16 protein-coding genes are annotated in these 18,894 nt (G+C 74.2%); 13 read left to right on the forward strand and 3 right to left on the reverse strand.

The features are described from left to right. Window positions 1-48: 48 nt before the first annotated feature. The 7 genes from ACN6LM_RS07595 to ACN6LM_RS07625 all read left to right on the forward strand — a co-directional run bounded on the left by ACN6LM_RS07595 (window position 49) and on the right by ACN6LM_RS07625 (window position 7,511). Window positions 49-1,305 (forward strand): prenyltransferase/squalene oxidase repeat-containing protein, encoded by a 1,257-nt coding sequence (locus ACN6LM_RS07595; RefSeq protein ID WP_445064496.1) that lies wholly within the window; start codon window positions 49-51, stop codon window positions 1,303-1,305. Continuing rightward, a complete protein-coding gene (locus ACN6LM_RS07600; RefSeq protein WP_445064497.1) occupies window positions 1,302-1,985 on the forward strand; it encodes an SCO2322 family protein in 684 nt (227 codons plus the stop codon). Before ACN6LM_RS07595 ends, ACN6LM_RS07600 begins: the two co-directional genes overlap by 4 nt. Further along, a complete protein-coding gene (locus ACN6LM_RS07605; protein ID WP_445064498.1) occupies window positions 1,982-3,142 on the forward strand; it encodes an energy-coupling factor transporter transmembrane protein EcfT in 1,161 nt (386 codons plus the stop codon). The genes ACN6LM_RS07600 and ACN6LM_RS07605 overlap by 4 nt, the downstream gene beginning before the upstream one ends. Beyond that, the gene (locus tag ACN6LM_RS07610) at window positions 3,139-4,869 is read left to right on the forward strand and encodes an ABC transporter ATP-binding protein (RefSeq protein ID WP_445064499.1); all 1,731 of its coding nucleotides are present in this window, start codon (window positions 3,139-3,141) and stop codon (window positions 4,867-4,869) included. The genes ACN6LM_RS07605 and ACN6LM_RS07610 overlap by 4 nt, the downstream gene beginning before the upstream one ends. Beyond that, the gene (locus ACN6LM_RS07615; RefSeq protein WP_445064500.1) at window positions 4,821-5,690 is read left to right on the forward strand and encodes an ECF transporter S component; all 870 of its coding nucleotides are present in this window, start codon (window positions 4,821-4,823) and stop codon (window positions 5,688-5,690) included. The genes ACN6LM_RS07610 and ACN6LM_RS07615 overlap by 49 nt, the downstream gene beginning before the upstream one ends. Window positions 5,691-5,991: 301 nt before the next feature. After that, window positions 5,992-6,429 carry an aggregation-promoting factor C-terminal-like domain-containing protein gene (locus tag ACN6LM_RS07620; RefSeq protein WP_391260321.1) on the forward strand — a complete coding sequence of 146 codons (438 nt, stop codon included), beginning with the start codon at window positions 5,992-5,994 and terminating at the stop codon, window positions 6,427-6,429. A gap of 101 nt (window positions 6,430-6,530) precedes the next feature. Next, window positions 6,531-7,511 carry an AEC family transporter gene (locus tag ACN6LM_RS07625; protein ID WP_445064501.1) on the forward strand — a complete coding sequence of 327 codons (981 nt, stop codon included), beginning with the start codon at window positions 6,531-6,533 and terminating at the stop codon, window positions 7,509-7,511. Between the two features lie 10 nt (window positions 7,512-7,521). On the opposite strand, the gene ACN6LM_RS07630 is transcribed toward ACN6LM_RS07625, so the two are convergent. Then, entirely contained in the window at window positions 7,522-9,465 is a 1,944-nt protein-coding gene (locus tag ACN6LM_RS07630) for a bifunctional glycosyltransferase 87/phosphatase PAP2 family protein (RefSeq protein ID WP_445064502.1), read from the reverse strand. A 354-nt stretch (window positions 9,466-9,819) separates the two neighbouring features. On the opposite strand from ACN6LM_RS07630, the gene ACN6LM_RS07635 reads away from it, so the two are divergent. Further along, window positions 9,820-10,911, forward strand: coding sequence for a DUF2330 domain-containing protein (locus ACN6LM_RS07635; protein ID WP_445064503.1), 1,092 nt, complete (start codon window positions 9,820-9,822; stop codon window positions 10,909-10,911). A gap of 73 nt (window positions 10,912-10,984) precedes the next feature. Here ACN6LM_RS07635 and ACN6LM_RS07640 read toward each other — a convergent pair whose 3' ends face one another. After that, window positions 10,985-12,076, reverse strand: coding sequence for a serpin family protein (locus ACN6LM_RS07640; protein ID WP_445064504.1), 1,092 nt, complete (start codon window positions 12,074-12,076; stop codon window positions 10,985-10,987). Window positions 12,077-12,135: 59 nt separating this feature from the next. On the opposite strand from ACN6LM_RS07640, the gene ACN6LM_RS07645 reads away from it, so the two are divergent. Further along, window positions 12,136-12,663, forward strand: coding sequence for a GNAT family N-acetyltransferase (locus ACN6LM_RS07645; protein ID WP_445064505.1), 528 nt, complete (start codon window positions 12,136-12,138; stop codon window positions 12,661-12,663). Between the two features lie 134 nt (window positions 12,664-12,797). Here the strand turns inward: ACN6LM_RS07645 and ACN6LM_RS07650 are convergent, their stop codons facing one another. Beyond that, window positions 12,798-14,855 (reverse strand): DHA2 family efflux MFS transporter permease subunit, encoded by a 2,058-nt coding sequence (locus ACN6LM_RS07650; protein ID WP_445064506.1) that lies wholly within the window; start codon window positions 14,853-14,855, stop codon window positions 12,798-12,800. Window positions 14,856-14,990: 135 nt separating this feature from the next. On the opposite strand from ACN6LM_RS07650, the gene ACN6LM_RS07655 reads away from it, so the two are divergent. From ACN6LM_RS07655 to ACN6LM_RS07670, 4 genes are all read left to right on the forward strand, one after another. Next, the gene (locus ACN6LM_RS07655; RefSeq protein WP_445064507.1) at window positions 14,991-16,058 is read left to right on the forward strand and encodes a peptidoglycan-binding domain-containing protein; all 1,068 of its coding nucleotides are present in this window, start codon (window positions 14,991-14,993) and stop codon (window positions 16,056-16,058) included. A 196-nt stretch (window positions 16,059-16,254) separates the two neighbouring features. Continuing rightward, complete coding sequence (locus ACN6LM_RS07660; protein WP_445064508.1) at window positions 16,255-16,917, forward strand: HAD-IA family hydrolase; 663 nt, start codon at window positions 16,255-16,257, stop codon at window positions 16,915-16,917. Window positions 16,918-17,298: 381 nt separating this feature from the next. After that, window positions 17,299-17,943, forward strand: coding sequence for an HNH endonuclease family protein (locus ACN6LM_RS07665; protein ID WP_445064509.1), 645 nt, complete (start codon window positions 17,299-17,301; stop codon window positions 17,941-17,943). A gap of 470 nt (window positions 17,944-18,413) precedes the next feature. Beyond that, a complete protein-coding gene (locus tag ACN6LM_RS07670) occupies window positions 18,414-18,872 on the forward strand; it encodes a DoxX family protein (RefSeq protein WP_445064510.1) in 459 nt (152 codons plus the stop codon). Window positions 18,873-18,894 lie beyond the last annotated feature (22 nt).

Consider the following 18,894-nt stretch of genomic DNA (forward strand, 5'->3'; position numbering starts at 1 on the left):
TGCCCCTGTGTGCCTGCGCCCGGTTCCCCAGGAGAGGCACCGCCCGCCATGACCGTACGCCGCAGCGCCGCCGCGCTCGCCGTCACCGCCGCCGCGCTCTGCGCGACCGCCGCCCCGGCCGCCGTCGCCGCGCCGTCTCCGTCCCCCTCGGCGGCGCTGCCCTCCGGGCTCTACGGCACCGGCGACCCGACCTACGACGGGGTGTGGCGGCAGTCACTCGCGTTCCTCGCGCAGCAGGCCGTGGGCGTGACCCCGGCCACGAAGGCCGTCGACTGGCTGACCGGCCAGCAGTGCGACAGCGGCGCGTTCCCCGCGTACCGCCCGGACGCCTCCGCGCCCTGCACCGACAAGACAGTGGTCGACACCAACGCCACGGCCGCCGCCGCCCAGGCGCTGCGCGCGGTCGGCGGCCACCAGGACGCCCTCGCGAACGCCGTGAGCTGGCTCAAGTCCGTCCAGAACGAGGACGGCGGCTGGGGCTACACCGCCGGCAGCCCCAGCGACGCGAACTCCACGTCCATCGTGATCGGCACCCTCGCCCGGGCCGGCGAGAAGCTGGGCGACGTGACGACGCCCGGCGGCAAGACCCCGTACGCCGCACTGCTCGCGTTCTCCATCCCCTGCGGCGGGAAGGACGGCGGCGCCTTCGCCTACCAGCCCGACAAGGCCGGCAAGCTCGCCGCCAACGGTGACGCCACCGCCGCCGGTGTCCTCGGCGCGCTCGGCAAGGGCCTGGTCGTCTCGGACAACGCGGCCGTGAAGGACCCCGCCTGCCACACGGGCTCCCCGCTCGAACCGGAGCAGGCCGCGCAGAACGGCGCCTCCTACCTCGCGACCGCCCTCGCGAAGAACGGCCACCTGGACCTGCCGAAGATGCCCGGCGCCGAGGACAGCGCCCCGCAGCCCGACTTCGGCAACACCGCCGACGCGGTCGTCGCCCTGTCCGCCGCCGGCCACAAGGACAAGGCGGCCGATTCGGTCGCCTGGCTGAAGAAGAACTCCGCCGCCTGGGCGAAGCAGAGCGGCCCCGCCGCCTACGCCCAGCTGATCCTGGCCGCCCACGCGACCGGCGCGGACGTGCACGACTTCGGCGGCGCCGACCTCGTCTCCCAGCTGAACGCGACCGGCCCCGAGCCGGCCTCCGTGAAGAAGCCGGAGCCGACGGCCACGCAGGAGGAGGAGAAGAAGGACAGCGGCGACGGCGACGGCATCGGCGGCGTCTGGTGGTTCGTCGGCATCGGCCTCGCCGTCGGCGCCGGCGCCGGCTTCCTGATCAGCGGCCGCCGCAAGAACCAGCAGCTGTGAGCCGCGTCGCACGGGCCGCCGCGCTCCTGGTCGCCGGTGCCGTCCTGGCCGTGCTCGGCGCGGGCACGGCGCAGGCGGCGGGCTACCGCTACTGGTCGTTCTGGGAGGGCTCGGCGAGCGGCTGGTCGTACGCCACCCAGGGGCCCTCGCTCGTCCGGCCCGAGGACGGCTCGGTGCAGGGCTTCCGGTTCTCGGTGAGCGCCGACTCGCAGGACGCCTCCAAGCCGCGCCGCGCCCCCGAGTTCGCGAAGGTGTGCGCGGACACCCCGGCGAAGGACGGCAGCAAGCGCGTCGCCGTCGTCATCGACCCGGGCACCGCGGCCGACGCGCCGGACGGGGAGACCCCGCCCCCGCCGCGTACCGCGTGCGCGCGGGTCGCGAAGGACGCGAGCAGCGCGGAGGCCCTGGCCGCGGTCGCCGAGCCGCTGCGCTACGACGCGAGCGCGATGCTCTGCGCGATCTCCGGCTACCCGGCCAACGGCTGCGGCGAGCAGGTCTCCGGCGACGGCAACGGCGGCACGGAGAGCGGCAGCAAGGCGCCCGCGTCGGCCGCCGCCGCCTCGTCCGGCGACGGCGGAGGCCAGGGCGGCGGTCCGTCCGCCGGCGTCCTCGTCGGGATCGGCGCCGTGCTGCTCCTCGGCATCGCCGCAGTCGCGCAGGCCCGCCGCCGCCGCGGATGACCGGCCCGACGGCCGGCCGCACGGACACCGCGACACACCGGCTCCCCGCCTGGCGCGCCCCCGCCGCGACCCGCTCCAACGCGGTCCCGGCCGGGGCGTGGTGGCTGTGGGCGCTGGGCCTGGCCACGGCCGCGTCCCGGACCACCAACCCGCTGCTGCTCGGCCTCCTGGTCGGGGTCGCGGGTTACGTGGTGGCCGCGCGCCGCACGGACGCGCCGTGGGCCCGGTCGTACGGGATGTTCATCCGGATCGGGCTCTTCGTGATCGCGGTCCGGCTGCTGTTCTCCGTCTTCCTCGGCTCCCCGATCCCCGGCACGCACACCTTGTTCACGCTGCCCGAGCTGCCGCTGCCCGACTGGGCGAGGGGCGTCCGGATCGGCGGCCGGGTCACCGCCGAGCAGCTGCTGTTCGCGCTGTACGACGGGGCGAAGCTGGCGGCCCTGCTGATCTGCGTCGGCGCGGCGAACTCCCTCGCCAACCCGGCCCGGCTGCTGAAGTCGCTGCCCGGAGCGCTGTACGAGGCCGGGGTCGCCGTCGTCGTGGCGATGACGTTCGCGCCGAACATGGTCGCCGACGTACTGCGGCTGCGCACCGCCCGCCGGCTGCGCGGCCGGCCGACCGGTGGTGTGCGGGCCGTCCTCCAGATCGGGCTTCCGGTCCTGGAGGGCGCCCTCGAACGGTCGGTCGCCGTGGCCGCCTCCATGGACGCCCGCGGTTACGGACGCACCGCCCGCGTCCCGGCCGCCGTCCGGCACACCACGAACGTGCTGACGCTCGGCGGGCTGCTCGGCGTGTGCGCGGGCACATACGGGCTGCTCGCCGCCGAGGGCGCCGGCTACGGCGTGCCGCTGCTCGTCGCCGGTCTCCTCGCGGCGATGGCGGGTCTGCGGCTCGGCGGGGCGCGTTCGGTGCGGACCCGCTACCGGCCCGACCGGTGGGGCGTACGGGCCTGGCTGATCGCCGGGTCCGGCGCGGCGGTCGCGGCGGCGATGGTCTGGGCCGGGAACGCCGATCCGGCGGCGCTGCACCCCGGGGTCGTACCGCTCACCGCTCCCGTACTGCCGCTGTGGCCGGCCGCCGCCGTGCTGCTCGGGCTGGCCCCCGCGGTGATCGCGCCCGTCCCGCCCTCCCCCACAGGCTTCCAGGAGCAGGTGTGATCCGGTTCGACGATGTTTCGGTGCGGTACGAGGGGGCCGGGCGCCCCACCCTGTCGGGGGTCGACCTGACGGTCCCGGAGGGTGAGCTCGTGCTGCTCGTCGGCCCGTCCGGGGTCGGCAAGTCGACGCTGCTCGGCGCCGTCTCGGGCCTGGTGCCGCACTTCACGGGCGGCACGCTGACCGGGCGCGTCACCGTGGACGGGCGCGACACCCGTACGCACAAGCCCCGGGAGCTCGCGGACCTGGTCGGCACGGTGGGCCAGGACCCGCTGGCGCACTTCGTCACCGACACCGTCGAGGACGAGCTGGCCTACGGCATGGAGTCGCTGGGCCTGGCCCCGGACGTGATGCGGCGGCGGGTCGAGGAGACCCTCGATCTGCTGGGCCTCGCCGGGCTGCGCGACCGCCCGATCGCCACCCTGTCCGGCGGCCAGCAGCAGCGGGTCGCGATCGGCTCGGTCCTCACCCCGCACCCCCGCGTCCTGGTCCTGGACGAGCCGACGTCCGCGCTCGACCCGGCGGCGGCCGAGGAGGTCCTCGCGGTCCTCCAACGGCTCGTCCACGACCTGGGCACCACGGTCCTCATGGCGGAACACCGGCTGGAGCGCGTGGTGCAGTACGCGGACCGGGTCGTCCTGCTCCCGTCGCCGGGCGCCGCCCCGGTGATGGGCACGCCCGCCGAGGTGATGGCGGTCTCCCCGGTGCACCCCCCGGTCGTCGCGCTCGGCCGCCTCGCGGGCTGGGAACCGCTGCCCCTCACGGTCCGGGACGCCCGGCGGAGAGCCGGCGCCCTGCGCGACCGGCTGGCGGAGGTGGCGCCCCGGCATCCGGCACCGGAGGCGCCCGGCCGCCCCGGCGCCCCCGTGGCCCCCCTTCCGGCTCGCCCCGCCCCGGGCCGGGGCACCCTCGCCCGGCTGTTCCGGCGTGCCCCGCACGAGGCACCCGCCCCCGCGCCCGCCACCGGCGCCCCCGCCGCCCGCGTCGAACGGCTCGGGGTGCGGCGGGGCCGGGTCGAGGCGTTGCGCCGGGTGTCGCTCACCGTCGGGGCCGGCGAGACCGTGGCCCTGATGGGACGCAACGGCGCGGGCAAGTCCACGCTGCTCGGCGCCCTCGTCGGCATGGTCGAGCCCACTTCCGGCACCGTCCTGACCGGCGGTCTGCCCCCGCACCGGACCCCGCCGCGCGAGATGGTGCGCCGGGTCGGCCTCGTACCGCAGGAGCCGCGCGATCTGCTGTACGCGGACACGGTCGCCGCCGAGTGCGCGGCGGCGGACGCGGACGCGGGGGCGGAGCCGGGCAGCTGCCGGGCCCTGGTCTCGGAGCTGCTGCCGGGGGTCGGGGACGACACGCACCCCCGCGACCTGTCCGAGGGGCAGCGCCTCGCCCTGGCCCTCGCCCTGGTGCTCACCGCCCGGCCGCCGCTGCTGCTCCTGGACGAGCCGACCCGGGGTCTGGACTACGCGGCGAAGGCCCGGCTGGTCGGGGTGCTGCGCGCGCTGGCCGCCGAGGGGCACGCCATCGTGCTCGCCACCCATGACGTGGAGCTGGCCGCCGAGCTGGCGCACCGGGTGGTGATCCTCGCCGACGGGGAGGTCGTCGCGGACGGCCCGACCGCCGAGGTCGTGGTGTCCTCGCCCGCGTTCGCCCCGCAGACCGCCAAGATCCTCGCCCCGCAGGAATGGCTCACCGTCCCGCAGGTCCGCGCGGCGCTGGAGGGTGGCGCGTGAGCGAGGTGGAGAGGCGTGGCCGCCCGGTCCGGCTGGGCCCCCGGGCGGTCTTCGCGCTGGTGCTGATCAGCGCCGTCGGGATCGCCGCCTTCGGGTGGCCGCTGCTCGCGGACCGGGACTCGGGGCTCGCGCACGCGCAGGACGCGCCGTGGCTGTTCGCCGCGCTGCTGCCGCTGCTGGTCGGGGTGGTGGTCGCGATGATCGCGGACGCCGGGCTCGACGCGAAGGCGGTCGCGATGCTGGGGGTGCTGGCCGCGGTCGGGGCGGCGTTGCGCCCGCTGGGGGCGGGCACGGCGGGCCTGGAGCCGATGTTCTTCCTGATGGTGCTGAGCGGGCGGGTGCTGGGGCCGGGGTTCGGCTTCGTGCTGGGCTCGGTGACGATGTTCGCGTCCGCGCTGCTGACCGGCGGGGTGGGGCCGTGGATGCCGTTCCAGATGCTGTCGATGAGCTGGTTCACGATGGGCGCCGGGCTGCTGCCCGGCCCGGACCGGCTGCGCGGGCGCGGCGAGCTGCTGATGCTCGCGGCCTACGGGGCCCTCGCCTCGTTCGCGTACGGGACGATCATGAACCTGTACGGCTGGACGATCGTGCCGGGCCTGGCGTCGGGCATCTCGTTCCGGGCCGGTGACCCGCTGGGCGACAACCTGGTCCGCTTCCTCGCGTACTGCGCGACGACCTCGTTCGGCTGGGACCTGGGCAGGGCGGCGCTCACCGTCGTGCTGACGCTGGCGGTCGGGGCCCCGCTGCTGAAGGCGCTGCGGCGGGCCACGCGGCGGGCTTCCTTCGAGGCCCAGGTCACATTCGGCGCCCGTGGCGAGTGAGGGCACCCACAGGACCTTGGTCCTGTACGAAGCGGCATAGGAGCCGGGCACGGGGCCTGCCGGGCCCCGGCACACTCTCGCGACCTGCTATGGAGCGGTTTGGGACGGTTCAGGACCTTCGGCCCCGGGTGCGAGGCGGGGTCGTATCAGGGGTCGTTGCCACGGCCGAACGGGCTCGCTAAGACTGGATCCCGTCGCCGAGCACCGCAGGGTCCTCACCGGGATCGCGGTCGACGAGCGCCGGTCCCCGCAGGATTCGGACCGAGCCGCGACTTTCCCGTCCCCCACCGTTAGGTTCCCTGTGACGTTCGCCCGTAACCTCATCGCCAAGCCCCGCACCACCCGTCGCAAGGCCGCCATCGCAGGCGCCTCCGTGCTGCTGGGCGCCACCGGCATCGGCCTGGGTGTCTCCCCGGCCATGGCGGCCCCGTCCGCCGCACCGACCTCCGCCGGGAGTGCCCAGGACACGGCGAAGCAGATGATCGGTGACGACGCCCAGTTCCAGTGCTTCAGCAACATCGTCAGCCACGAGAGCGGCTGGAACCCGAGCGCGACCAACGCCTCCTCCGGCGCCTACGGCCTGGTCCAGGCGCTGCCCGGTTCGAAGATGGCGTCCGCCGGTTCGGACTGGAAGACCAACCCCGGCACGCAGATCAAGTGGGGCATGGACTACATGAACTCCCGCTACGGCAGCCCCTGTGGCGCCTGGTCCTTCTGGCAGGCCCACAACTGGTACTGAGCCGGCCCGGCCCGAGCCAGTGACCCCCGAAGCCCCGACCGCACCGCGGCCGGGGCTTCGGCCTGTCCGGACGCGGTACACGGAACCGAACCCCCGTCCGCATGCCGAACAGGCGCACGGGGATCATGGCGGCCATGCATGCCCTGCTCTCCGCGTTCGCCCCCATCTGGGTCCTGACCGGCATCGGTTACGCGGTCGGGCGCGGCGGGCTGCTCGGAGAGCAGGCGGAGGCCGTGCTCGGCCGGTTCGTCTTCCATGTGGCCATGCCCGCCGCCCTGTTCACGATGGTGTCGGGGGCGAGCCCGGACGTGTTCGGTCATCCGTCGATGGTGGCGTTCGCGGCGAGCACGGCGGTGGCGGCGGGGGCCGGGTTCGTCCTCGTCCGGCGGGTCTTCGGCCGGGGGCGGGCCGACGCGGCGATCGGCGCCATGTCGTCGGGCCATGTGAACTCCGCGAACCTGGGCATCCCGGTGGCGGTGCAGGTGCTGGGCGACGCCTCGTTCGTCGCGCAGGTCATCCTCTTCCAGGTGCTGGTGCTCTCGCCGGTGATCCTGACGCTGCTGGACTCCGGGACGCGCGGGGCGGACGGGCGGCGCCCGGGCGGCGGGGTGCGGCGGCTGCTCACCATGCCCCTGCGCAACCCGATCATCCTGGCCTCGCTGCTCGGCGTGGCCGTCTCCGCGACCGGGCTGCGGCTGCCGGCCGCCGTGACGCACCCGTGCGACGTGCTGGGCGCGGCGGCGGTGCCGACGGCCCTGATCACGCTCGGCCTGTCGCTGCACCGGGGACCCGGCGGCGGGAGCCGGGCGCGCCGGGAGCGGGCGGAGACCGCGGCGGTCGTGGCCGTGAAGACGCTGGGCCAGCCGCTGGCCGCCCTGCTCGTCGCGGGCCCGCTGCTGCGCCTCCCGGACCACCAGCTGCTCGCGGTCGTCCTGTGCGCGGCGCTGCCCACCGCGCAGAACTCCTTCATCTACGCCCGCGAGTACGGCCTCGGCACCGGGCTCGCCCGCGACGCGATCGTCGCCTCCACGCTGGTGTCGATGGTCACGCTGTCGGTGGCCGCCTGGGCGCTGGGGCCGTGAGCCGGCCGGGCTACACCCTGCCCGCCACCGCCTCGCGGACCGCCTCGCCCTCCGGGAGCCCGTCCTCCGGCGCCACCCGCAGCCTGCGCGGCCCCGCGAGCACGTACGTGATGAGGAACCCGAGCGCGACGACGACCGCTCCGCCCACCGCGTCCAGCACCCAGTGATTGGCCGTCGCGACGATCGCGGAGACCGTGAACAGCGGATGCAGCACCCCGAGCACCTTCATCCACGTCTTCGGGGCGAGCAGCACGATGATCACCCCGCACCACAGGGACCAGCCGAAGTGCAGTGAGGGCATCGCCGCGTACTGGTTGGTCACCGCCGTCAGCGCCCCGTAGTCGGGCTGCGAGAAGTCCTGCACCCCGTGCACCGTGTCGATGAAGCCGAGCCCGGGCATCAGCCTCGGCGGGGCCAGCGGATAGAGCCAGAAGCCGACGAGCGCGAGGAGCGTGGCGAAGCCGAGGGTGGACCGGGCCCAGCGGTAATCGGCGGGGCGGCGCACGTACAGCACGGCGAGGATCGTGAGCGGGACGAAGAAGTGGAACGTCGAGTAGTAGAAGTCGAAGAAGTCCCGCAGCCGTCCGATGCCCGCGACGGCGTGGTTGATCCGGTGCTCGATGTCGATGTGCAGCCACTGTTCGAGCGAGTGGATCTGCCGCCCGTGCAGCTCGGCGGTGTCCCGCCCGGCCGTGGCGGCCAGCCTGACCTGTCCGTACGCGGAGTAGACGACGCGGATCAGGAGGAGTTCCAGGAGCAGGTTGGGCCGGCTGAGCACCCGCCGCCAGAACGGCAGCAGCGGCACCCGGGCCCAGCGGGCCGGGACCGGCCTCGCGTACGCGGTGGGCACGGGCCGCCGCCAGTACGGGGAGGTGCGGGGCAGGAACGGCGTCACGCAGGCGGCCCCGAGCGCGGCGATCAGCAGCACGTTGTCGCGTACCGGGAACACCGCCCCGACGTTCGGGAGCAGCATCGTGCCCGGCAGGGTCGTCACCAGGACCACGACGGCAGGCCACACCAGCCGGTCCGAGGCGCTGCGGCCCGCCCGGCCGACCACGGCGAGCAGCACCCAGAGCAGCTGGTGCTGCCAGGCGGTCGGGGAGACGGCGACGGCGACGCAGCCGGTCACGGCCGCGGCGAGCAGGAGCTGCCCGTCGCGCGCGTACCGCACGGCGCGGCGCAGGCCGAGGGTGCAGACGGCGGCGGCCAGCGCCAGGAACAGCGCGATCTCCAGCGGCCCGGCGAGGCCCAGGCGCAGCAGCGCGCCGTGCAGGGACTGGTTGGCGAGGCTGTCCGCCTGATCGCCGAGGCCCGCCCCGGCGACGTGGTGGACCCAGTACGTCCACGAGTCGTGCGGCATCGCGGCCCACGCCAGCGCCGTGCACGCGGCGAACGAGCCGGCGGCGGTGAGCGCGGACCGCCGTCTTCCGGTGAGCCACAGCAGGAGGGCGAACAGGAGCACGGCCGGCTGGAGGGCGGCGGCGACCCCGATGAGCGCCCCGGCCTTGCGTTCCCCCCGGACGACGAAGAGGCCGACGAGGACCAGGAGGACGGGCAGGACGCTGACCTGGCCGAGGTGGAAGGCGTTGCGCACCGGCAGCGAGACCATCAGCAGGCTGATCGCGACGGGCGCGGCGAGCAGGGCGGTGCGCCGGCCGACCGGCCCCGGCAGGGCGCGGGCGGCGACGAGGCCGAGGGCGGCGACGAGCAGGAGCGAGCCGAAGGTCCAGGCGACGCCGAGGCTCTGTTCGGCGGTACGGGTCAGCGGCTTGAGGACGAGCCCGGAGAACGGGGTGCCGGTGAACCGGTCGGCGTCGTACAGCGAACCGGGCACATGGAGCACCCCGTTGTCACCGATCCAGGTCTCCAGATCGGTGAGCCGTTCGCCCGGCGGCTGCCGCAGCACCACCGCCATCTGCCGGACGGCCAGCGCGGCCACGACCAGCCAGAGCACCGCCCGTACCGTTCCGGTTCTCGCTCCCGCCGTCACGCTTGTGCTGCCACTGTGCTCCGCGTTCGCCACGCTCTGCCGACCCTCCCAAGGTCTTTCGCCGGCCTGTTGTCCGGCATGTGTGAAACCTTCGCATTGCGCTCCTGGGTAGACCCAATCAACCTCTTTTACGCCTGGCTGTCACCCAGCTTTGGCCGACACTCCGCCCGGCCGGGCACGGGGTGGGGCCGGAACCGGCGGGGGCCCGCACACGTCTGAGCCCGTGATCAGCAACGACGGGGAGGACGGACGATGCGGCGCGCGGGGAGAAACGGAAGGACGGGGGGCTGGGCGGTCCGAGCATTCTCCCTGCTCCTGATGCTGGTGTCGCTCCAGGTGGGGTCGCTGATCGCACCCGCGTACGCCTGCGGCTGCGGGGCGATGGTGGTCCACCAGGACAGCCGGATGGTGGTCGACCGGGAAACGTCGGCGGTCACCTGGGACGGCCGCACCGAGCAGATCGTCATGCAGCTGAGCGTCCGGGGGAACTCCCGGACCGCCGCCTGGATCATGCCGGTGCCGCACCGCGCCACGGTCGAGCTGGGTGACGCGGCGCTGTTCTCCGAGCTCAGGGCCATCGCCGCGCCGGTCGCCGAGGAGCGGCACTACTTCTGGCCACGCGGCAAGGACTGGCCGTTCGGCGGTTCGGGGAACTCCGTCGGTGACAGCGCCGCCGGCCCCGAGGCGGGCGCCCCGGTCCACGTGGTCGGCCGGGAACGGCTCGGCCCCTTCGACGTGGCCCGGCTGGCCGCGACCGACCCGGAGGCGCTGGGCAAGTGGCTGAAGGAGAACGGCTTCGAGCTGCCGGACCGCCTGACCACGGCCCTGACCCCGTACGTCGAGCAGAAGTGGGAGTACGTGGCGGTGCGCCTCGCCCCGGAGGAACGGTGGGGCACGCTGAACGGGACGCTCGACCCGCTGCGGCTGCGGTTCGCCAGCGACCGGCTGGTCTATCCGATGCGCCTGTCCAAGCTGGCCGCCACCCCGCAGTCCCTGGACCTGTACGTGCTGGCCGACCACCGCATGGAACCGCGCGACGCGATCGGCGGGCGGCCCCCGAAGGTCGCGTACGCGGGCCGCGTCGACCCGGCGGAGGAGCCGTACGAGGCGCTGGCGGCGGTCACCGGGGACAAGCCGGTCTTCGTGACGGCGATCGACCAGTACTTCCCGTCTCCGGAGCGGATCGACGGCGACCACGAGCTGCGGGCGACCGCCGAGGACACCCCGTACCGCACCGTGGTCCACCGGGACTCGCTGCTGACCTGGGCCGGCCTGCCGGCCTGGCTGCTCACGCTGCTCGGCGGCGCGGTGCTGGTGGTGGCCGTGCCCCTGCTCCTGGTCGTGCGCGCCCGGCGGCGGCGCCCGGTGCTCCCCCCGCCGCCGGTCTTCACGCCGCCGCCGCTGAGGTGAGCGTCCAGGGCGTGTTCCGAAAGCAGCGCCGTCCGCCCGTGGCCCGGCAGGCGGGCCACTTTCGAAACACGCCCTACTCCTCTTCCGAGGGGGCCCCGGCCTGCCAGCCGGCGAAGAGCGGGACCTCCTCGCCGGGGTCCAGGACGGCGATGCCGAAGGGCCGGTCGAAGGCGAGGTGCAGGCGGCGCGGGGGCGGGCCCGGTGCCGCGCCGGCCGGTGCGGGCAGCACCGTCACGGCGGCCGCCGCCAAGCCGTTCTCGTTCACCTTCAGCACCGCCTCCTGCACCACCTCGTCGAGCATGAGCGGGGTGGCCGAGATCCCGGAGAAGTCGGCGGCGGACGTGGTGGCGAGACGGATGCCGAGCGCCGGCAGATGGCTGGTCGCCTGGATGTGCGTCCGAAGAGTGAAGCGCGGAACCGCGATCGTCACGGCGTCCGCGTTCAGGGCGGTCCGCGCCTCCTTCGGCGCCCAGGCCGCCGGGAGCACATCGGCCGCCCCCTCGCCCGGCCGCCCCAGCACGAGGCGCACCTTGACCGGCGGCGGACCGCCCGGCCGCCCGTCGCACCGCAGATCGAGGACGAAGGCGCCCCCGGTCATCCAGACGTCCCACGGCGGGAGCGTCCCGTACATCGTCGGCACCTCGTGGGTCACCCCGGCCGCGTCGGTGAACGGCAGGTCCGCGGTCGCCTCCCGCTGAAAGGGGACCGCCCAGTCCGCCCTGAGCGCGAGGGCGTTGACGAGCACCAGCAGCATCCGGTCGTTCACGGTCACCGGAAGCCGCTCGATGAGCCCGCCGGTCCTCTCCCGCACCCAGGCGTCGGCCTCGCCGGGGTCCATGGGCCCGAAGCCGATGTCCGGCAGCGCCTTCCGGAGCCTCCGGTGCACCTGCGTACGCGTCCAGACCCGGGTCGCCGCGCCGAGCCCGTCGGTGGCCGCCAGAGCCCGGGCCGTGGCCGTCGCCGCGCCGGCCGCCTCGTCCCCGGCCACCCCGAGCACCGCGCGCAGTTCGTCGGCGGTCTCGCCGCGCGCCCCCGCCGCGAGCGCGGTCAGGGCCAGCCACAGCCCGGCGGGCGAGCAGACGAAGTCACCGCCCGCCCCGGACAGCTCCCGGACCCACCGCTCGCCGAGCCGTCCGACCGCTCCGGCCCCGTTCTCCCGCGCCACCGCGCCGCCCCCTCGAAATCGCTTGGCACACACATGTGTGCGGTAGCAAGAATGGCCCCATGACCTGGACCGTGACGCCCGAACCCTTCGATTCCCCGGACGCGGCCCTGCTCAGGCGGGACTACTACGACGAGGTGGCCAGCCGCTACTGGGGGCGCCCGGCGACGGCCGAGGAGATCGAGGACGGGCTCACCGACGACGGCGCCGCGCTGCTGACCGCCCCGACCGGTGACTTCGTCGTCGGCCGCTCCGAGGGCCGGCCGGCGTCCTGCGCGGGTCTGGTCCTCGTGGCCGCGGGCACGGCGGAGCTCACCCGGGTCTACGTCCGCCCGGAGTTCCGCGGCACGGGCGGCGGCGGGCTGCTGCTCGCGGCGCTGGAGGAGCGGGCCCGGGCACTGGGGGCGACCCTGCTCCGGCTGGACACCCGGAACGACCTGGTGGAGGCCCGCGGCCTGTACGCGAAGCACGGCTACCGGGAGGTCCCGGCGTTCAACCGGGGGCCGTACGCGGAGCACTGGTTCGCGAAGGAGCTGGGGCGTGACCGGGACCGGGTCCAGTGCCGGTCGCATGCCCCGGACGGGGGCTAGGGAGCGCGACCGGGACCGGGTCCGGTCCCGGTCGCATGCCCCGGACCGGGGCCAGGGCGTGTTCCGAAAGTCCCGCCTGCCGGGCGACGCCCGGCCCGTCCTACGGGCGGACGGCGCTGCTTTCGAGACGCGCCCTAGTCCCGCTGCGGGTGCCCCGCCGCGTGGTCGCGCTTGGGCTCCGGGCTGTGCGGGCGCTCCTTGCTCGACCCGCTGGTCTCCCGCGTCAGCTCGGAGACCAGCGCCACCAGGTCCGTCGGCCGGTCGGGCCCCCACCAGTCGCCCAGCAGCTCGGCGAGGGAGTCCTCGCGGGCCTGGGCGAGCTTCACCACCGCCTCCGCGCCCGGCTCGGTGAGCACCATCTGCACCCCGACGCGCCGGACGAGCCCGCGCCCCTCCAGCTGGCGGGCCGCGTCGTTGATCACCCGTAGCGGCACGGGGGCCACCTCGGCGAGCCGGGCGGGCTCGACCGTGCCATGGCGCTTGATCCGCAGCAGCATCCAGCTGGCGGCGGGCAGCAGGTCGTAGCCGGCCTTCTCCGTGATCTTGACGTAGACCTCGCGACGGCCCTCCCGGGTGGCCAGCACGGACAGGGCCCGGGCGCACTCGTCGTACGAGGAGCGCTCGACCGGATTCGACGCCAGGGTCTCGCTCGGGTCCGGCGCGGTCACCGATCCGCGCAGCTTGTCCTCCTTGAGCAGCCAGGCGAAGAGGAAGGCGACCAGGACGACGGGCGCCGCGTACAGGAACACATCGGTGATCGACGTCGAGTACGCCTGGAGCACCGGCCCCCGCAGGGCGTCCGGCAGCCGGCCGATGGCGCGCGGGTCGGCGGCCAGGCTGTCCGCGTCGACACCGGGCGGCAGCGGCCGGCCGGCGAGCGCCGTGCCGAGTTTGTCGGTGAGCCGGTTGGTGAAGACGGTGCCGAAGATCGCCACGCCGAACGAGGCGCCGATGGACCGGAAGAACGTCGCACCCGAGGTCGCCACGCCGAGGTCCCGGTACGAGACGGCGTTCTGCACGACCAGGACGAGGACCTGCATCACCAGGCCGAGGCCCGCGCCGAACACGAAGAAGTAGGCGCTCATCTCCCAGGTGCCGCTGGACACCGTCAGCCGGTGCAGGAGCAGCAGCCCGATGGCCGTGATTCCGGTACCGGCGATCGGGAACACCTTCCAGCGCCCCGTACGGCTGACGATCTGCCCGGACACCGTCGAGGTGATGAGCAGTCCGAACACCATGGGCAGCATGTGGACACCGGACATCGTCGGCGTGATGCCGTGCACGACCTGGAGGAAGGTCGGCAGATAGGTCATCGCGCCGAACATCGCGAAGCCCACGACGAAGCTGATCACGGCGACGAGGCTGAAGGTCCTGATCCGGAACAGCTTCAGCGGCAGTACGGGCTCGGTGGCGCGCCGCTCCACGAGCACGAACGCGACCAGGAGCACCACGGCGAGCACCGCGAGGCCGATGATCTTCCCCGAGCCCCAGGGCCAGGTGGTGCCGCCGAGGGAGGCGACGAGGACGAGGCAGGTGGCGACCGAGGCGATGAGGAAGGTGCCGAGGTAGTCGATGGTGTGCTTCGTCCGGCGGACCGGGATGTGCAGCACGGCGGCGATCACGACGAGGGCGACGACGCCGATGGGGAGGTTGATGTAGAAGACCCAGCGCCAGCTGAGGTGCTGGGTGAAGAAGCCGCCGAGCAGCGGCCCCAGGACGCTCGTCGCACCGAACACGGCGCCGAAGAGCCCCTGGTACTTGCCGCGTTCGCGCGGCGGGACGATGTCGCCGACGATCGCCATCGACAGCACCATCAGACCGCCGCCGCCGAGGCCCTGGAGGGCGCGGAAGCCGATCAGCTGGGGCATGTTCTGCGCGATGCCGCAGAGCGCGGAGCCGATCAGGAAGATGACGATCGCGGTCTGGAACAGCTTCTTGCGCCCGTACTGGTCGCCCAGCTTCCCCCAGAGGGGGGTCGCGGCGGTCGAGGCCAGCAGATAGGCGGTGACCACCCACGACAGGTGTTCGAGCCCGCCGAGGTCGCTGACGATCGTGGGGAGCGCGGTGGAGACGATGGTCTGGTCGAGTGCCGCGAGCAGCATGCCGAGCAGCAGTGCGCCGATCGCCACCAGGACCGACCGCGTGGAGCGGTCTTCGCCGGGGGCTTGGGCCGTCGGGCTCAGCTGCGCCATGAGACATCTCCTCGGATCCGCTACACCCCCATCCTGTCTGTTCTGCCCCGTTATGGCCTGCCGGGGGCCCATCCGATTGGGCTTCTCGGCGGCGGGCTGCATAATCGCAGGCAGTTCAAGGGGAGGGGACCCACGATGGCCGGACATATATGCCCGGAGTGCGGTACGGAGAGCAGACCGGGCGCCGGTCCGGGCTGCGCCTGCGCGGGCCGGCACACCGGTACGCAGGGGTACGCCACCGATCCGGAGCGGGCCGCCGAGCAGCAGCGCATCGCCGACGAGCACCACGCCGGCCGGTCCGCGGAGATGGCCGCGGCGGAGGACTTCGACCCGCTGCGCATCCGCCCGTACGTGACCCTGGGCGGCGACACCGCGACGGCGCCCACGGCGCCCACGGCGCCCACGCCGGGCGCCCCGCAGGTCTACGGCCCCGAGGGTGACGCCGCGGCCACGATGCCGCTGTTCCTGCATCCGGCCGGCGCTCCGGACGCCGGCGCCCCGGCCGACGAGGCCGACACCACCCTCCTGCTCACCGGCCCGGACCCGGTGGCCCCGCGCCGCCGCAAGCCGTTCGCCGCGGTGATCGCGGGGGCGGCCGTGGTCGCGGTGGTCGGCACGGCGGCCTTCGTCGGCGGGCTGTTCAACGGGGACGGCGGCGGGGAGGCCGACCTGGACCAGGCCCTGCCGTCCACGGTGACCAGCCTCCCCGAGGAGAGCGACGAGACCGCGCCGTCGGCCTCGCCCTCGGCCTCCGCCTCGCCCAGCCGTTCCGCCTCCCCCACCTCGTCCGCCTCGTCCTCCGCGTCGCCGTCCGCCTCCGCTTCGGCCTCCGCCTCCGCTTCCGCCTCCCGCTCCGCCACCGCGTCCTCCTCGGCCCCCGGCGCGGGCACCGCGGCGTCCCCGTCGGCCACCACGAGCAGCAGCGGGCCGGCCGAGGGCGTGGCCCCGCCGCCCGATTCGCCGGACGAGACGGGGACCCTGCGGCGGGGCGACCAGGGGCCCGCGGTGGCGGAATTGCAGAACCGGCTCCGGGAAGCCTGGGTGTACAACGGCCCGGTCGACTCCGACTACGGAGAGCGCACGGAACGAGCCGTGAGCGACTACCAGATCTGGTGGAACATCCAGGGCGACCCGAAGGGCGTCTACGGCCCCAACACCCGGAGCCGCCTGGAGAAGGAGACGACGGGACGCGGCCGGCGCTGACGGCGCCCGGCGGGCAGGCAGGCGGCGGACCTCACACCCCGCCCCGGACGGGGATTCGCATTCGCGACCGGGTTTTTGTATCGTGGAGAAACAAAGTGGCCCCTGCGCGCACACCCTGACCGGCGGGCGGGGGCCGCTTGATCTCCCGCGCCGCCACCTCCGCGGCGTTCGCTTCCCCCCGCACTGGAGCCCGCCCATGCCGGCCACCGCCCTCACCGCCAAAGCACTGCTGCTCGACATGGACGGCACCCTGGTGAACTCCGACGCCGTCGTGGAGCGCTGCTGGCGGCGCTGGGCGCTGCGGAACGGGCTGGACCCGGAAGAGGCGCTGAAGGTGGTCCACGGCCGCCAGGGCTACGCCACGATGGCGGTCCTGCTCCCGGAGCGCCCGATGGAGCAGAACTACGCGGACAACAAGGTGATGCTCGCCGAGGAGACCGCCGACACCGACGGCGTCGTCGCGATCGGCGGCGCCCCCGCATTCATGGACGCCATCGCCGCCCTGCCGCACGCCCTGGTCACCTCGGCGGATCTGGCGCTGGCTACGGCCCGGATGGGCGCCGCCGGACTGCGGATGCCGGACCTCCGCGTCACCGCCGAGAGCGTCGGGGCCAGCAAGCCGGACCCGGAGGGCTTCCTCAAGGGTGCGGCGGCGCTGGGCTTCGCCCCGGCGGACTGCGTGGTCTTCGAGGACTCCGAGGCGGGCATCGCGGCGGGTCGGGCGGCCGGCATGCGCGTGGTGGGCGTCGGCCCGCGCGCGGGTGCCCACGCGCCGGACGCCCACGTGGCCGACCTGACGCAGCTGCGCGTCGAGGCGGCGGCGGACGGCGCGATCACGCTGCACATCGAGGCGCGGTAGTCTCCCGGCGGGACGCGCGGCGCCCCGCCCACCGCCCGCGCCGGTACCTCCGGCGCCTGCCCCGGGGCCGCTGACCCCGCGTCAAACACCAGCATCACGAACCTCCGTACGGCCCCCGCCCACCCCGGGCGGGGGCCGTACGCATGCGCCCCCGCGCAGGTCACCGGCGTCCGGTGCGGCACCGGACCGGCTCACCGCGCCCGCGGGCACGGAACCGTGCGCCCCCCGCACCACGAACCCTTTTGTCAGATCCCTTGATGTGACGTGCCCATGTCGCCACCCTGTTACCTGGCGCCCACCCCACGGAAACCCGGCGCCGCCACGATGGCCGGGCCGTTCACGACAGCCCGCCCGCATCCCCCCACATCCAAGGGAGTTCGCATGTCAGGTGTCTACGCGCGTCGCATGGCCGCCCTCGCCGCATCCGCCGCACTCGCCGCCACCACCGGCCTGCTCACCGCGCCGAGCGCCCAGGCCGCCATGCCCACCCCGGTCTCCGCGTCCACCGCCCGCACCTATCTGAGCGAGCTGACCGTGAAGGCGGAGGGCTCCTCCAGCGGTTACAGCCGGGACAAGTTCCCGCACTGGATCACCCAGTCGGGAGCCTGCAACACCCGCGAGGTCGTCCTGGAGCGGGACGGCACGAATGTCACCCAGGACTCCAGCTGCGCGGCCACCGGCGGCAGTTGGTACTCGCCGTACGACGGTGCCACCTGGACCGCCGCCTCCGACCTGGACATCGACCACATGGTGCCGCTCGCGGAGGCGTGGCGCTCGGGCGCGTCCAGCTGGACCACCGCCCAACGACAGGCGTACGCCAACGACTTGTCCCGCCCGCAGCTGATCGCGGTCACGGACAACGTCAACCAGTCCAAGGGTGACCAGGACCCCGCGTCCTGGATGCCGCCACGCGCCGCGTACAAGTGCACCTATGTGCGCGCCTGGGTCCACGTGAAGCACTACTACAAGCTGTCCGTCGACTCGGCCGAGAAGTCGGCCCTGCAGTCCGCGCTCAGCGGCTGCTGAGCCGGGGAGCACCCGACCGCGACTCCAACCCCGGTGGCCCCACCGGCCGATGCCCGAACGACGGGCCGGCCGGCGGGGCCACCGACGTGTTTTCGGCCTACTACAGCTGTTCATGACAAGCCGTTCGGTGCCGTGCGGTGGACCGGCGGGCCGACGGCCCGTCAACGGGGCCCGAGGGGCCCAAAACTCCCGTGGGGCTCCGGTGAAACCCGGGGGTGCCGTGGTGGGAGCGTCGGCCGGCGGAACCGGACGTCCGTGGCCGGAAAACTGCGCCGCCATTGGTTCAGGCCAAGCGGCGGAACGCGGCCGCCCAGTTCGCGGCGTTATTGGCGCACCGAACGGCTCACAACAGCCCATCAGATTCCAGCCAGTCGACAGAACGTTGAACTTGCAAGTATTGGTGAGGTCTACCTAATCTTTTGCGCCCAGTCGGTTCACGTCCCCACCAGACCGAAGGAGCCTCTCCCCACATGACCCCACACCTCCACCGGGCACAGCCCTATGTCCTCGCGCTCTTCCGCATCGTCGTCGGCGGGCTCTTCGCCTGCCACGGCGCCGCCTCGGTCTTCGGCGTCCTCGGCGGCGCCCACGGCGGCGGTTCCATACCCGCCGGCACCTGGCCGGGCTGGTACGCGGCGGTGATCCAGCTCGTCGGCGGCGTCCTCGTGGCCCTGGGCCTCGGCACCCGGTTCGCCGCCCTGGTCTCGTCCGGCTCCATGGCCTACGCCTACTTCACGGTCCACCAGTCCAACGCCCTCCTCCCCCTGCAGAACGGCGGCGAGCCGTCGGCCGTCTTCTGCTGGGTCTTCCTGCTGCTCGTCTTCACCGGCCCCGGCGCCCTGGCCCTGGACAACCTCCTCACCGCCCGCACCCCGGACCGCCAGGACCGGGGCCGCACCCAGGAACAGAACTCCCCGGTCGCCGTCTGACCCCTCCCCGCTCCCCCGGGCC

The organism is Streptomyces sp. SAS_281 (assembly GCF_052542855.1).